A 14,187-nucleotide genomic window follows, 5' to 3' on the forward strand; every position below is an offset into this window, starting at 1 on the left:
CCTTGCCATAGAATCGCCACACCGGTTGCCTAGATTAGTGATTTAGCCCCAGCGGGTATGACCTACACCGCTAATTTCTTCAGGAAGATGCACTATGGCAACCCATTCACTCACTAATGATTACGACAAGTCTACGCCCCGATCGCCCTTGGCGAAGCAGCTCGGTGGGGCAGCGGCCCTGGTACTACTGGGCGCAGGGCTGGCCACAGGGGTAGGCTACGGCCTGGGGGTTGGCCGCGATCGCCCCGTTGTCGATAATCCAGCAGCTGAGCTGGCCCCGACCCCCAGCCGATCCAGCGCTCTACTGGTCGCCAGCACGGATGCCAACTTCATTGAAAACATCGTCAACCAGGTGGGCCCAGCGGTGGTGCGCATTGACGCCAGCCGCACCGTTGCGACCCAACTACCCGAGGCCTTCAACAACCCTATGTTGCGCCAGTTTTTTGGCAACCAAATGCCCAGCATGCCCAATGAGCACACTGAAAGTGGCGTCGGGTCAGGGTTCATCACCAGCGGCAGTCGCATCATTACCAACGCCCACGTCGTCGATGGTGCTGACACCGTAACCGTGACGCTCAAAGATGGCCGCAGCCTTGAAGGTCGGGTGCTGGGCGCAGATGCGGTCACCGATGTGGCCGTCATTCAGGTCGAGGCCAACGATCTGCCCACGGTCAATGTGGGCAACTCAGACCAGATCAACCCCGGCGAATGGGCGATCGCGATCGGCAACCCCCTGGGCCTCGATAACACCGTCACCGCTGGCATCGTCAGCGCCACCGGGCGATCGAGTGACCAGGTGGGCGTGCCCGACAAACGGGTCGATTTCATTCAAACCGATGCCGCCATTAACCCCGGCAACTCCGGTGGCCCGCTGCTCAACGCCGAGGGCCAGGTGATCGGCATGAACACCGCCATCATCCAAGGTGCCCAGAGCATTGGCTTTGCCATTCCCATCAACCGGGTGCAGCAGATCGCCGACCAATTGGCCACCGAGGGCAAGGTCGATCATGCCTACCTGGGCATTCAAATGGTAACGCTCAGCCCCGAGGTGAAGCAGCAGATCAACGATGACCCCAACAGCAGCCTCACCGTTGAGGACGAGCAGGGCGTGCTGATTGCCCGCGTTGTGCCCGATTCGCCCGCCGCCAAAGCCGGATTGCGGGCCGGAGACGTGATTCAACAGATCGATGGCCAGGCCATTACCGAGGCGGAGGCGGTGCAAAAACTCGTCGAGGGCACCCAGCTCAACAGCCGTCTAACCCTTGAGCTCAAGCGCAATGGCCAGACCGAAACGATCGCCGTACAGCCCGGGGCGCTGCCGACCCAGAATTAAGGATGAGGGCGAATGCCATAACGTCTCTGACACGGCTACGCCAACGCCCCTAGAGGCTGGTTATTATGGCCTCGGGAGAAGGGGTGCGGCTTTGATCTCAGCCCTGTTTTACCAGGGCCAAAGCGTTGATGCTGCGATGCGGCAGGGGTGGTACGGGCCGCCAAGGACAACACCAGCTTGGCCGTGGCCAGTGCCACCAGCCCCAGTTGCCAGCGCCGGGGCGTTTTGGTGGCGGCGACCACGATCAACCAACTGGCGATCGCCAACCAGAGGACGGTTCCCTGCCACAGCAGCAGCAGCCTGGGGCGCGATAGCACTGCCACAAACCCGTGGAAAGTGCCCACGAGCTGGGAAATTTCTGCTTGACTTAGAGTGCGCTCTAACTCCTAAGGTGCAGTTATGGAACAGCAACTCACCATTCAGCAGGTCGCTGCGGCCACCGGTCTGAGCGTGCATACCCTGCGCTACTACGAACGCTGCGACCTAATTGCCCCGGTTGGGCGCAGTCGCAACGGCCATCGTCGTTACTCAGCTCACGACCTGCGCTGGATCGAGTTTTTGAACCGGCTGCGGCTAACGGGTATGCCAATTCGTCAGATGCAGCAGTACGCGGAGCTGGTGCGATCGCATCCCGACTCCGGGTTCCACACCCGACGGCAAATTTTGATGGGCCACCGCGAAGCGGTTTTGGCCCAAATTCAACAGCTTCAAGACAACCTGGCCGTCATCGACTGGAAGATTCAGCACTACTCAGAGCTAGAGGCTAACCTCAATGACTCACTCAACCCATCAAACCCCAATGGCATAACTGCCGTGAAAGCAATTTTTCCAGAACCAGGAGTTTAACCATGAAAACCCGTAAATTAGGTCAATTAGACCTCTCCGCTATTGGTCTCGGCTGCATGGGCATGTCAGAGTTCTACGGTGGCCGCGATCAGGCAGAGGCGATCGCCACCTTGCACCGGGCCCTGGAGCTAGGGGTCAACTTTCTCGATACCGCCGACATGTACGGCCCCTTTACCAATGAGGAGCTGGTGGGGCGAGCCATTCGCGATCGCCGCGACCGAGTGGTGCTGGCCACCAAATTTGGCAACGTGCGCACCGCCGAGGGCGGCTGGGCGGGCGTTAACGGCAAACCTGAGTACGTAAAACAATGCTGTGACGCCTCGCTGAAGCGGCTGGGGGTTGACGTCATCGACCTCTACTATCAGCATCGGGTTGACCCCACCGTGCCCATCGAAGACACCATTGGGGCGATGGCCGAGCTGGTGCAGGCCGGCAAAGTTCGCTACCTGGGCATGTCGGAGGCCGCCCCAGACACCCTGCGCCGCGCCCACGCCGTACACCCGATCACCGCCCTGCAAACGGAATACTCCCTCTGGAGCCGCGAACCTGAGGACAAAATTTTGCCCACGGTGCGCGAGCTGGGCATTGGCTTTGTGTCCTACAGCCCTTTAGGGCGAGGCTTTTTGACCGGGGCTTTCCAGAGCCCCGACGACTTTGCCGACGACGACTATCGCCGCCATTCACCCCGCTTTCAGGGTGAGAACTTTGCCAAAAACCTGGATGTGGTGGAAAAGGTGAAAGCAATTGCCGCCGCAAAGAGTGTCACGCCAGCCCAACTGGCCCTGGTCTGGTTGCTGGCCCAGGGCGACGATATCGTCCCCATCCCAGGCACCAAGCGCCGCCGGTATTTGGAAGAAAATGTGGCGGCGGTGGAGATTACCCTCTCCCAGGCAGAGCTAGATCGCCTCAATGCGGTAGCCCCTCAGGGGGTGGCGGTGGGCGATCGCTATGCTGACATGAGCACCGTTAACCGCTAGCTCAATCAGCTGTTTTTTGAGTTCAGCCACTATTTTCTCAGCTCTACCTCCTAAGGCTAGAGCTGTTTTTTCGTCTCGATTTAATTAACTCTATCGAGACCGATAGGTCGGTCTTTGAAACGATTCAGAAATGACGTTGATTGGCTGTAGCGATCGCCCCTCCAGTACTTCTCCAGCCAGTTGAGCCATCGAGCTAATCCAGAGTTTTGATATTTTAGCTACTTTTTGGCCATGGGCATAATGCGATCGCCTCGATACCACAGGCGTATTTCTCAGTTTGTTATTTTCTCGATAGATCAAAATGGCATTCTGCCGTAGGATGAACTAGCCTTTGCTGAGCCTTAGTCTGGGAAAGGCTTTGGTACCGTGGCAAGGCCTCTCTGCCGGGGACTATAGGGCCGTCTTTCCGCGGCTCGCTGACGTGCCAGAGACCAGTCCAGGGTGCCTAACCGAGCCTTGCCGGATGGACACGTGAACCTTGTAGGGTGGAATTTATGACCGAGTCATCAGCCAAAATCATCTACACCTTGACCGATGAAGCGCCAGCCCTTGCCACCTATTCATTTTTGCCCATTGTTCAGGCCTTTGCCGGGGCCGCCAATGTCACGGTTGAAACCCAGGATATTTCCCTAGCGGGCCGGATCATCGCCAATTTCCCCGACTACCTTACGCCTGAGCAGCAACAGCCCGATGCCCTAGCGCTCTTGGGCGAGCTAACTCAAACACCCGACGCCAATATTATTAAGCTGCCTAACATTAGCGCTTCGATTCCCCAGCTAGATGCCGCCATCAAAGAGTTGCAGGCCAAGGGCTACCATGTGCCCGACTACCCGGCTGAGCCCAAGACGGCGACCGAAGCTGACATCAAGCAGCGCTACGCCAAAGTACTTGGCAGTGCGGTTAACCCCGTGCTGCGGGAAGGCAACTCCGATCGCCGCGTGGCGGCAGCCGTGAAACAGGACGCCCAAAAGCATCCCCACTCGGTTGGGGCTTGGTCTCCTGACTCTAAAACCCACGTCGCCCACATGGATAGCGACGATTTCTACGGCAGTGAACAATCGGTGGTGATTGAGGCCGATGGCGCGGTCAAAATCGAGCTGGTCGGGGCCGATGGCAGCACCACGGTGCTAAAAGAGAAGACCCCAGTCCTGACTGGAGAAGTGATCGATGCCGCCGTCATGAGCGTGGCGGCGCTGCGATCGTTTTATCGACGGGAGATAGAAGCGGCCACGGCGGCGGATATTTTGCTGTCGCTGCACGTCAAGGCCACGATGATGAAGGTGTCTGACCCGATTTTGTTTGGCCATGCCGTGACGGTGTATTTCGAGGATGTCTTCACGAAATATGCCGACACCTTCGCAGCATTGGGGGTGAACCCCAACCATGGCCTGGGCGATCTCTACGCCAAGATTCAAGCCCTGCCAGAGGCGCAGCGCAGCGCGATTGAAGCCGACATTCAAGCGACCTATGCCAAGCGGCCTAAGTTAGCCATGGTGAATTCCGATCAGGGCATCACCAATCTCCACGTCCCCAGCGACGTCATCATCGACGCATCCATGGCCGCCGCGATTCGCTCTTCGGGCCAAATGTGGGGGCCCGATGGGCAACTCCACGACATGAAGGCGATGATCCCCGATCGCTCCTATGCCACCATGTACCAGGCTTGCATCCAGTTTTGCCAGCAACACGGTGCCTTTGATGTGACCACCATGGGGAATGTCGCCAACGTGGGGTTAATGGCCCAAAAAGCCGAAGAATACGGCTCCCACGACAAAACCTTTGAAATTCCCGCTGCCGGAACGGTGCGAGTGGTGGATGGCACGGGCACGGCACTGATGGAGCATGCCGTCGAGAAGGGCGATATCTGGCGCCTGTGCCAGACCAAAGATGTGCCAATTCAAGACTGGGTAAAGCTGACGGTGAACCGGGCCAGGGCAACGGGGGCTCCCGCCGTGTTTTGGCTCGACCCAAACCGCGCCCACGATGCCAACCTGATTGCCAAGGTCAATCAATACCTGCCCCAGCACGATACGACAGGCTTAGACATTAAAATTTTGCCCCCGGTGGCGGCGATGACCTTTACCTGTGAACAGATCAAAGCCGGTAACGACGTGATTTCTGTAACCGGCAACGTGCTGCGAGACTACCTCACCGATTTGTTCCCCATTCTGGAGCTGGGCACTAGCGCCAAGATGCTCTCCATTGTGCCGTTATTAGCGGGTGGCGGTCTGTTTGAAACCGGCGCAGGCGGCTCGGCCCCCAAACATGTGCAGCAGTTTTTGCGCGAAGGCCATCTCCGCTGGGATTCCCTCGGCGAATTTTTAGCCCTGGCGGTGGCCTTAGAGGAGATTGGCCACAAGACCAACAACGCCAAGGCGATCGCCCTGGCAGCGGCTCTGGACGTAGCCAACAGCAAATATTTGGAGTCAGGCAAGGCTCCCTCGCGCAAAGTCAATGAGATTGATAATCGGGGTAGCCATTTCTACCTGGCGCTGTATTGGGCCCAAGCCTTAGCAGAACAGGATACCAACCCCGAACTGAAGGCCGCCTTTGCGCCCCTGGCCCAGCAGCTAGCTGAAAAAGAAGCGGCGATCGCCGCTGAGCTGACTGCCGCCCAAGGAGACCCCGTCGATATCGGGGGCTACTATTTCCCCGATTTTGAAAAGGCGAGTAAGGCCATGCGACCCAGCGCCACCTTAAATGCGTCACTGACCGTCAATGAACCATAACGCGGCTACTGCCGGGAGCAACGTTGAGCCTGACCAATTTAGCCTCGGCGGATGCCTTTGCTCAGCGTATTCGGGACTACTGGGGAGTCAAAAACATATCACTCTGAGCGGTGACCACCCCAAACTCGAAAAATTTAGCGCTGTTGGTCAGTGTTTGCACCACCTGATTTCCTTGCCCTTCCCCTGAAGGGTTGGGGTAAAGCAGGCTGGGCACATAGGCAGGGCTTGATCACGTTTGCCTCAGGAAGGGCACCAAGTGCATCATGTAATCCTTCTTGCCAATGGGGACACCCGCCATCCGGAGAATGTCGTAGGCGGTGACCAGATGAAAATAAAAGTTTGGCATCAGAAAGTCGTCCACATAGCGGCTACCCGACAGCTCAGCATAGAGGTTTTGAGCTAAGTCGATACGGGTAACGTCAGCTAGCTTTGCGTCTTCGGCGTTGATTTCTGAAAGAAGTTCCTTAGTGTTCGAGATGTGCTCGTAGGCCTGCGCCAGAGATTTGACTTCCGGATCCAGGTTATCCATCGGTTTGCCGTCACACCACAGAGCAAAGTTGCGTGGCTGATTGCAGGTAAACGCAATCTGGGTGCCGCAGGGCAGCATATCAGCCGCAATGCGCTTTTGCAGGAACGCCTCGCTACCGCTGAAATGAGTTTGAGCTGCCTTCAAGAGCTGCTCAAGCGTGGTCAAACGGCTCTGGAAGAGGGTTTGGATGGAATCGATCGTTCGATTTTGCATGGTGCACTCCATCAAGACTTATCTCATGCAGCATAGCTCTGAATGCCAGGCCGATTAGATGCTAAACAGCAAAATGGCCATACCTACCACCGCCAGACTGGGCCCCACCATCGATCGGCTCCCCTGCCACTGGGGATTGAGTAACAGACATGCACTTACCGCCAGTAACGGCACTACGCCCAATATTTGTCGAGTGACTAGGCGGTGAGCAATAAAAGTAAGGACTCAGGAAGGAATACCGAAGAGCTATAGAGCCTATTCCTGACCCTTAGAATCGAGTTGAACTGCCGCCGAGGTCGATGGAGTTTAAACCGCTAATTTAGGTGCTAACCCTAGGAATTTCATAGGAATTTCATAGGAAGTTTAGAGAAGGTGATGCTTAGCCTACTCCCTGGGTTTAAATTTTTTTGAGGATTCTTAGGCCCCGCTGGGGATCAGGCAAAAATCTAGCTACTTTCGCCAGCAGGATAAGCACCGTGACCGCAGAAGCCAACCGCCTAGCCGAGATCCGCGCCCAGATTGCCCCCTGGCAAAAGTGGGGGCCCTACCTGAGCGAGCGCCAGTGGGGCACCGTGCGCGAAGACTACAGCACCGACGGCAATGCCTGGGCCTACTTTCCCCACGACCAGGCGCGATCGCGAGCCTACCGCTGGGGCGAAGACGGCCTCGGCGGCGTCACCGACGACCACAACCTGCTGTGCTTTGCCCTGGCCCTGTGGAACGGTCAAGACCCCATTCTTAAAGAGCGGTTGTTTGGCCTCACCAACAGCGAGGGTAACCACGGCGAAGACGTGAAGGAGTACTACTTCTACCTAGACAGTACCCCCACCCACTCCTACATGAAGTACCTGTACAAGTATCCCCAGGCCGAGTTCCCCTACGCCGACCTGGTCAGCACCAATGCCAGCCGCAGCCGCTACGAGCCGGAATACGAGCTGCTCGATACGGGAATTTTTGACCGCGATCGCTACTTTGACGTGTTTGTGGAATACGCCAAGGCCGACGCCGAAGATCTGCTGATTCAAATCAGCATCGCCAACCGAGGAACCGAGGCCGCACCCCTACACCTGCTGCCTACCCTGTGGTTTCGCAATACCTGGTCCTGGCTAGAGACCGGGGATAAGCCCGAGCTCAAGGCCCTGGGCAACGGCACGGTGCAAGCCCACATTGCCAACCCGGCGCTGACCCAGTTTATGACCGACTACTACTTCTACTGCGATGCCGGCGTGCCGCTGCTATTTACCGACAACGAAACCAACGAGGAGCGGGTTTTTGGTACCCCTAACGCCAGCCCCTACGTCAAAGACGGCATCAACAACTGTGTGGTCGATGGCAAGACCGAACTGGTTAACCCCGACGGGGTGGGGACCAAAGTTGCTCCCCACTACCAGCTCACCGTGGGGGCAGGCGAAACCACGGTCATTAAGCTGCGCTTGACAAAACGCTCTCCCGACCAGGTCGGCGCCCCTCTGGGTGACTATTTTGACCAGCAGTTTGCCGCCCGCAAGCAGGAGGCCGATGATTTCTACGCCACGGTGATACCCGCCTCGGTGCGGGCAGATGCCGATCGCGCCAATGTCATGCGCCAGGCCCTGGCCGGCATGATGTGGACTAAGCAGTACTTTTACTACGACCTCGACCTGTGGCTGCGGGAGCGCGGCGTCACCCCCTGGACACCGGTGGCAGATAAGCAGCACGTGCGCAACAGCGAGTGGTTCCACATGCTCAACGACGACATTGTATCGATGCCCGACAAGTGGGAATACCCCTGGTATGCCGCCTGGGATCTGGCGTTTCACGTCATTCCCATCAGTCTGATCGACCCCGACTTTGCCAAAGACCAGCTGCTATTGATGCTGCGGGAAGACTACCTGCACCCCAATGGCCAGATCCCGGCCTACGAGTGGAACTTTGGCGATGTCAACCCGCCGGTCCACGCCTTTGCCACCTGGGAAATCTACGTGCGCGATCGCGAGCGCAATAACGGCCAGGGCGACATCGAATTCCTCAAATATGCCTTCTCGAAGCTGCTGATCAACTTCACCTGGTGGGTCAACCGCAAAGACGAGGGCGGCAACAATCTGTTTGAGGGCGGGTTCCTCGGCCTCGACAACATCGGCGTGTTTGACCGCAGCTCGCCGCTGCCCACCGGGGGCCGTCTGGAGCAGGCCGATGGTACGGCGTGGATGGTGTTCTTTAGCCAGCGCATGTTTCAGATTGCCATTGAGCTGGCCCTGCACGACTCCCTCTACGAAGACCTGGCAATCAAGTTCTTCGAGCACACCATGTGGATCGCTGGGGCCATGGATCGCATCGGCATTCACCAGGACGAGCTGTGGGATGAAGCCGACGGCTTTTTCTACGATGTGCTGCGCCTGCCCGACGGTAACTCGACCCGGCTCAAGGTGCGATCGCTGGTGGGGCTACTGTCGCTAATGGCCGTTGCCGTCTTCCCCCAGGAAGCCTTTGAGCAGCTGCCCCGGTTTCGCGATCGAGCCACCAAGTTTATTGAGCGCCACCCCGAACTGCTCGGTAACGTGCATCTGCCCACCCAGCTTGGCGTACGCGATCGCCGCATGCTGTCTATTCTCAACGAAGACAAGCTGCGCAAAGTGCTCAGCCGCATGCTCGACGAAAACGAGTTCCTCAGCGACTACGGCATTCGCTCCCTCTCCCGCTTTCACCAAGACAACCCCTACATCTTCTACCATTCTGGGCAGGAGTATAAAGTGGGCTACGTGCCCGGCGACTCGACCTCCGGCATGTTTGGCGGCAACTCCAACTGGCGCGGGCCCATCTGGATGCCGGTGAACCTGCTGCTGGTGCGGGCATTACTACTGCTCTATAGCTACTACGGCGACGACTTTACAATGGAGTACCCCACCGGTTCAGGCGAGCAAAAGACCCTGTTTGAGATCAGCAAATGCATCAGCGAGCGCATCGTCAGCATCTTCACCAAAGATGAGAACGGTCGCCGCCCGGTCTACGGCGGGGCCGAGAAGTTTCAAACCGACCCCCACTGGCAGGATCTCATTCTGTTCTATGAATACTTCCACGGTGACGATGGCTCGGGCATTGGGGCCAGCCATCAAACCGGCTGGACGGGCTGTGTGGCCCGCATCATTCAGGCGCTGGGCTACTTCACCCCCGACACCGTGCTCGACACCATGTCTTCTGGGGCCCTGGCCAAGTATTAGGGGTGAGCAGGTGGCTGGCCTAGGGATAAACTGACGTCATCCCTTGAGCGGGCGATCGCCCTGAACAATCAAGGCTTCCAGCGCAGCTTGAATATCGCTGGTCAGGGTCTCCACCGCCGCCTTAGCCGATCGCCGCGACTCCGCGTAATCGGGCCAGCGATCGCTGATATTCATCGGCTCGCCCAGGGTAATCACCGCCTGGCGAATGCCCAACTGAGGACGTTTAGGTACCCGCGTACCCTTAATCCGCTCCACCAGGTCAAACAGAATCAGAGTGGTTTCGGCAAAGCGTTCAAACGTAGGCTTCTCCGCCACGTACTCCCCCGAAACAGCCACAAAGCTTTCGACTAGGCGCATGTGCCGGGTGTGCAGCGACGCGGCCGCCGCCATCCAGTCGGCCAACCCCCGATCCACCGCCGCGATCTGGCTGAGGTCGGCAATGTCTTCGCGGTAGACATAGCTCCACTCGGCTTCTTCAAGGCGACGGCAGCGAGTGACTAGAGAGCCTGTACTAGACAGGTTAAAGAACTGCTCTCCCACCGCCAAGGAGGCGTCTAGCAATCGGCTCAGCCGCTGGGTCAGGGTCCCAGGGTGGTTGAGATCCCCGTCCTCATCGGCGGCGGGGGCCAGGCCGTAAAACCGCTGGTAAAACTGCTCCAGGCAGATCAGTAGGTGCTGCCCCAGGGCCAGCAGCCGGGGATAGTAGGCCTGGGTATCCATCGGGGCAGGGTGGCCCACTGACGGCACTGGCAGACCGCAGTCCAATTCTAGGCGGGCTAGCAGGCGGTGGAGAGCCGTCCAGTCGGGGCGGGGGTACAGGTAGCGCAGGCCTATGGGCAGCAGCAGTACCTGCTCTGGGCGATCGGCCTTTTTCAGATCCTCAACCGCCCAAAAGGCGAGCTGGGCAGTCCCCGGCTCCAGGTCGCTAATCACTTCGCCGTAGCCGTTGGTCGCGCCCTCAGGGGCAATGGTCACCGGCAGCGGAGCGGTCATGATCTGTTCGCGCACCGACTTGAGCGCCTTGAGGTCAAGTCGACGCCCCCGGTGGACGGGAATACCGCCGATGGCGGCAAAAAACCAGCTCAGCCAGCGCCCCGCCCACAGGGGCATGCCCCGGTCGTACATAAAAAAACTGTGCAGCGGCCGTTTGAGTTTAAAGCCGCGCTGCCTAGCCGCCCGGGGCACCAGCCGCGAAAACAAGTACGACAGACACATGGGGTCATCGACCTGGCTATGGCGAAAGGCCATAATCAGCCGAATCTCGCCCGCCTGAAACTGCCGATAACACTCCGCCAACACCTCAGGGTTAGCACAGGTGACTGGCCAAATACCTGCCGGTAGCCAGGGCCGCAGCCGCAGCCGCAGCATTAGGGGCAAAAGCATGTAGCCTATTTGTACGACCCAGGGTTTGTAGCTAGGGGGAATAAAACCCAGGGGCGGCTGGGCACGGTTAAGCTTAGCCAATGGGTTGCTCCGAAGCGCTGGCGATGGTGACCATAGCTCACTGTAGAGTAAATTGCAGAGGGGCGATCGCACCCTGCCAAAGAGCTAGCGCCTCAACCCCAGGGCCGACCACGCTGCATCTGCGATCGGGTTCGCTACTGTCACTCGCGTGCCGCCTTGGTCGCACTCTAGCCCACTGACCATCGTACCCCAAAAATAAAAAGTGCCTGACCCCTGAAAGCCCCCTGGGATCAGGCACCCTTAGCTGAAGAACGCTTTTCAAACAGACCAGGCCTCAGGTTCAAATGCCCCCAAGTGAGCCGCCGGCCTCAGCCCGCTTGCGTCTTTCAGAATTAAATCTATTGTCTTTTGTTTAGTCGCTAGCAACGTCGAGAGAAATACGGAACCTGGGCAATTTTCGATGGGGATGAGCCAGCCTAGATCGGTGGTATCACTCAGGCTGAGAGCACCCCTGGTTGGCAAAGTACGGCAGCTGGGTTTGGCGGTCAGGCCAGTTGTAGACCACGTAGCGCAGTACCCAGGGAGCCGACAGCAACAGACAGATCACCCCCAACCACCAGCTGGCGCGAAACTCTGCCAGGGTATTGGCCGTAGGGGCCGTGGGTGGAGCCCAAAGAAGGTCTAGGGCAGAGGCAATGGCGTTATTGATCGCATGGGCGGCAATGGGCACCAGCAGCGATCGCGTCGTCAGATAGAGCAATGACATCACTACTCCAAAGGCAAATAGGCCAATTAAATTAGAGTGCAACAGTCCAAACAGCACTGAGGTCAGCACAATAGCCGGGCGAATCCCCCACTTTATTGCCCAGCGGTGCAGCAGCACCCCCCGAAAAATAAACTCCTCGGCAATGGGGGCCACCACCAGTACTGAAATCAGCACCAGAGCATTGTATAAACCTGGAGAAGCGGCACCGGCAGATAGAGAAAGCGACTGCTGTAGAGCCCCTTCGACCCACTCTGGCACCACCCAAGACAACCCCAGATAAGACACCTGAAAAGCGCCCAGCGAAAATAAAAAGACGCCCACCACGAGCCACAGTAGCTGTACCCAGGCCAACCGTCTCGGCCACGGGCCAAATAAAGCACCCAGATCTAAGGGCGATCGTCGGGCTGTAATCAAAATAGTGGCGCACAGTCCCAAAAAAACCAGACTGTAGAGAATAGGGGCCAGGATCGGATCATCCCCTTGGAGGGGGAGCACTTCTAAAGCACCCAGGGTGCCAAAAACCAGGGCCAGGCCGATGGAAATCGCGAAAAAAGCTATTAAGATTAGTCGGCCCTTGAGAGCCAAAAACGGATTGTTACACGACGCCATAATCCTCAAACCTGTGCCCGGCAACAATGCGGCTAACTCTTTAACCTAACCTGGCAGGCCAGGTTCAGCCGAGTTTTTCCCGATTCAATCATGAAATGCTCAGAGAACGCTATAACTGAGGCAAGCTGCCTAACTGAGGGGAAATCCATATTCTTACCTGGCAGCGGATACGAATGAGATCATGCCTATCGGTAGGCTGACGCTCTAGGGTGCTTTGACGGCGACTGTTCTATGCCTCCGGGGCAGCGCTACGGTAAGGAGGCTGTCATTGTTTGCTCCAGGGTTTCATGACCAAACCTTCGCCAGATCTGGGCCTAATTTTAGTGGCACCAGTGGCCGACAGCTCCCTCGGACCGTTGGCAGAGTTAATCGGCCTGTTGCAAGCAGCGGGTTATCAGGTGATTCAGGTCAATGGTGAAGACAACACCATCGCCGCCGCTGAGACCAACCCTCCTGACTTAATCTTGCTGGCCATTGATCAGTTTGACACGGCGGCGATGCGATTGTGCCATCGCCTCAAAAAGCGCTCCCAAACTCGCCAGGTGGCGGTGGCCGTCGTTGGCCAAGACCAGGCTCTATCTAGACGGCTCAGGGCGTTTGAATTTGGGGTGGTTGACTATCTTGACCAGACTCTCTGGGCCGAAGAAGCGGCGGCCCGCATTCGGGCTCAGGTAGCCACCCATCGGCTCCAGCGACGACTGCGCCAACAGGCTCAGCGGGCCGTATCGGGGGGGAGTGCCACCAATCTATTGGCCGATCTGCAAAAGGCGCTGCGCCGTCAGGCGCAACTACTCCAGGCCAAAAATCGCCAGCTTCAGCAGGAAATGCAGGAACGTGAACAGGCCCAGCAGGCGCTCCGGCTAGAACAACAAAAGTCTGAGCAATTGCTGCTCAACATTTTGCCTCGGGCCGTGGTTGACCGCCTCAAGCAGCTGGAGGGGTCGCTGGCAGAGCGCTTTGACGATGTCACCATTTTGTTTGCTGATATCGTCAACTTTACCCCCCTGGCCGCTCAAATTAGTCCGCTAGAGTTGGTCAACTGGCTCAATCAAATCTTTTCGGCCTTTGACCGCCTAGCCGAACAACACCAGCTCGAAAAGATCAAAACCATTGGCGATGCCTACATGGTGGTCGGTGGCATGCCCCTGCCCTGCCCCGATCACGCTGAGGCGGTGATGGAAATGGCCCTGGCTATGCAGGAGGCCGCCACTCGCATTACCCGCAACGATGGTCAAGAATTTCAGCTGCGGATTGGCATTAACACCGGGCCAGTGGTGGCGGGCGTGATTGGCATCAAGAAATTTAGCTACGACCTCTGGGGCGATGCCGTCAATATCGCCAGCCGGATGGAATCTCAGGGCATACCGGGCAAAATTCAGATCACTGAGGCCACCTATCAACGGTTGCGGCATCGCTATACCTTTGAGCAAGCCGATCAGGTGCTGGTGAAGGGCCATGGCTATTTGACCACGTACCAATACGTCGGCCTCGGGCAAAAAGATTGATAAACTGATGAAGCTAAAAACTCGGGAGCAGGGCCAGTACCGCTCTAGGGGTATTGCTCGGCTGCTAGGGATCATCTAC

General features: G+C 57.8%; 11 protein-coding genes. 6 read left to right on the forward strand and 5 right to left on the reverse strand.

Going from position 1 to position 14,187, the window contains the following annotated elements; genetic code table 11:
* Window positions 1-94: 94 nt before the first annotated feature.
* Window positions 95-1,333 carry an HhoA/HhoB/HtrA family serine endopeptidase gene (locus IQ254_RS02215; RefSeq protein WP_193963915.1) on the forward strand — a complete coding sequence of 413 codons (1,239 nt, stop codon included), beginning with the start codon at window positions 95-97 and terminating at the stop codon, window positions 1,331-1,333.
* Window positions 1,334-1,368: 35 nt separating this feature from the next.
* On the opposite strand, the gene IQ254_RS02220 is transcribed toward IQ254_RS02215, so the two are convergent.
* Complete coding sequence (locus IQ254_RS02220; protein WP_193963922.1) at window positions 1,369-1,677, reverse strand: hypothetical protein; 309 nt, start codon at window positions 1,675-1,677, stop codon at window positions 1,369-1,371.
* 55 nt (window positions 1,678-1,732) lie between these two features.
* Between IQ254_RS02220 and IQ254_RS02225 the strand changes: the two genes are divergently transcribed.
* The 3 genes from IQ254_RS02225 (at window position 1,733) to IQ254_RS02235 (ending at window position 5,885) form a co-directional block, all read left to right on the forward strand.
* Window positions 1,733-2,179 (forward strand): MerR family transcriptional regulator, encoded by a 447-nt coding sequence (locus IQ254_RS02225; protein ID WP_193963924.1) that lies wholly within the window; start codon window positions 1,733-1,735, stop codon window positions 2,177-2,179.
* Between the two features lie 2 nt (window positions 2,180-2,181).
* On the forward strand, window positions 2,182-3,156 hold the full coding sequence (locus IQ254_RS02230) for an aldo/keto reductase (protein ID WP_193963926.1): 975 nt from the start codon (window positions 2,182-2,184) through the stop codon (window positions 3,154-3,156).
* Between the two features lie 494 nt (window positions 3,157-3,650).
* Window positions 3,651-5,885 (forward strand): NADP-dependent isocitrate dehydrogenase, encoded by a 2,235-nt coding sequence (locus tag IQ254_RS02235; RefSeq protein WP_193963928.1) that lies wholly within the window; start codon window positions 3,651-3,653, stop codon window positions 5,883-5,885.
* Between the two features lie 76 nt (window positions 5,886-5,961).
* Here IQ254_RS02235 and IQ254_RS02240 read toward each other — a convergent pair whose 3' ends face one another.
* Window positions 5,962-6,099 carry a hypothetical protein gene (locus IQ254_RS02240; protein WP_193963930.1) on the reverse strand — a complete coding sequence of 46 codons (138 nt, stop codon included), beginning with the start codon at window positions 6,097-6,099 and terminating at the stop codon, window positions 5,962-5,964.
* A 15-nt stretch (window positions 6,100-6,114) separates the two neighbouring features.
* Window positions 6,115-6,627, reverse strand: a complete 513-nt coding sequence (locus IQ254_RS02245; protein ID WP_193963932.1) for a DUF1993 domain-containing protein — start codon at window positions 6,625-6,627, stop codon at window positions 6,115-6,117.
* A 476-nt stretch (window positions 6,628-7,103) separates the two neighbouring features.
* Here IQ254_RS02245 and IQ254_RS02250 point away from each other — a divergent pair, with 476 nt between their 5' ends.
* Window positions 7,104-9,824, forward strand: a complete 2,721-nt coding sequence (locus IQ254_RS02250; protein ID WP_193963934.1) for a glucosidase — start codon at window positions 7,104-7,106, stop codon at window positions 9,822-9,824.
* A gap of 36 nt (window positions 9,825-9,860) precedes the next feature.
* Here the strand turns inward: IQ254_RS02250 and IQ254_RS02255 are convergent, their stop codons facing one another.
* Both IQ254_RS02255 and IQ254_RS02260 read right to left on the reverse strand, forming a co-directional pair.
* The gene (locus tag IQ254_RS02255; protein WP_193963936.1) at window positions 9,861-11,288 is read right to left on the reverse strand and encodes a 1-acyl-sn-glycerol-3-phosphate acyltransferase; all 1,428 of its coding nucleotides are present in this window, start codon (window positions 11,286-11,288) and stop codon (window positions 9,861-9,863) included.
* A 430-nt stretch (window positions 11,289-11,718) separates the two neighbouring features.
* On the reverse strand, window positions 11,719-12,603 hold the full coding sequence (locus tag IQ254_RS02260; protein WP_193963938.1) for a CPBP family intramembrane glutamic endopeptidase: 885 nt from the start codon (window positions 12,601-12,603) through the stop codon (window positions 11,719-11,721).
* Window positions 12,604-12,890: 287 nt separating this feature from the next.
* Here IQ254_RS02260 and IQ254_RS02265 point away from each other — a divergent pair, with 287 nt between their 5' ends.
* Window positions 12,891-14,108 (forward strand): adenylate/guanylate cyclase domain-containing protein, encoded by a 1,218-nt coding sequence (locus tag IQ254_RS02265; RefSeq protein ID WP_193963940.1) that lies wholly within the window; start codon window positions 12,891-12,893, stop codon window positions 14,106-14,108.
* The last annotated feature ends 79 nt before the right edge of the window (window positions 14,109-14,187 follow it).

Origin of the sequence: Nodosilinea sp. LEGE 07088, assembly GCF_015207395.1 — a bacterium.
Lineage (GTDB): Bacteria > Cyanobacteriota > Cyanobacteriia > Phormidesmidales > Phormidesmidaceae > Nodosilinea.

Excerpts from the sequence above, each read along its gene's own strand:
- IQ254_RS02225 (WP_193963924.1), top strand. The coding sequence starts at position 1,733 with ATGGAACAGCAACTCACCATTCAGCAGGTCGCTGCGGCCACCGGTCTG.
- IQ254_RS02245 (WP_193963932.1), bottom strand. The coding sequence starts at position 6,627 with ATGCAAAATCGAACGATCGATTCCATCCAAACCCTCTTCCAGAGCCGT.
- IQ254_RS02265 (WP_193963940.1), top strand. The coding sequence starts at position 12,891 with ATGACCAAACCTTCGCCAGATCTGGGCCTAATTTTAGTGGCACCAGTG.
- IQ254_RS02260 (WP_193963938.1), bottom strand. The coding sequence starts at position 12,603 with ATGGCGTCGTGTAACAATCCGTTTTTGGCTCTCAAGGGCCGACTAATC.
- IQ254_RS02235 (WP_193963928.1), top strand. The coding sequence starts at position 3,651 with ATGACCGAGTCATCAGCCAAAATCATCTACACCTTGACCGATGAAGCG.
- IQ254_RS02215 (WP_193963915.1), top strand. The coding sequence starts at position 95 with ATGGCAACCCATTCACTCACTAATGATTACGACAAGTCTACGCCCCGA.
- IQ254_RS02230 (WP_193963926.1), top strand. The coding sequence starts at position 2,182 with ATGAAAACCCGTAAATTAGGTCAATTAGACCTCTCCGCTATTGGTCTC.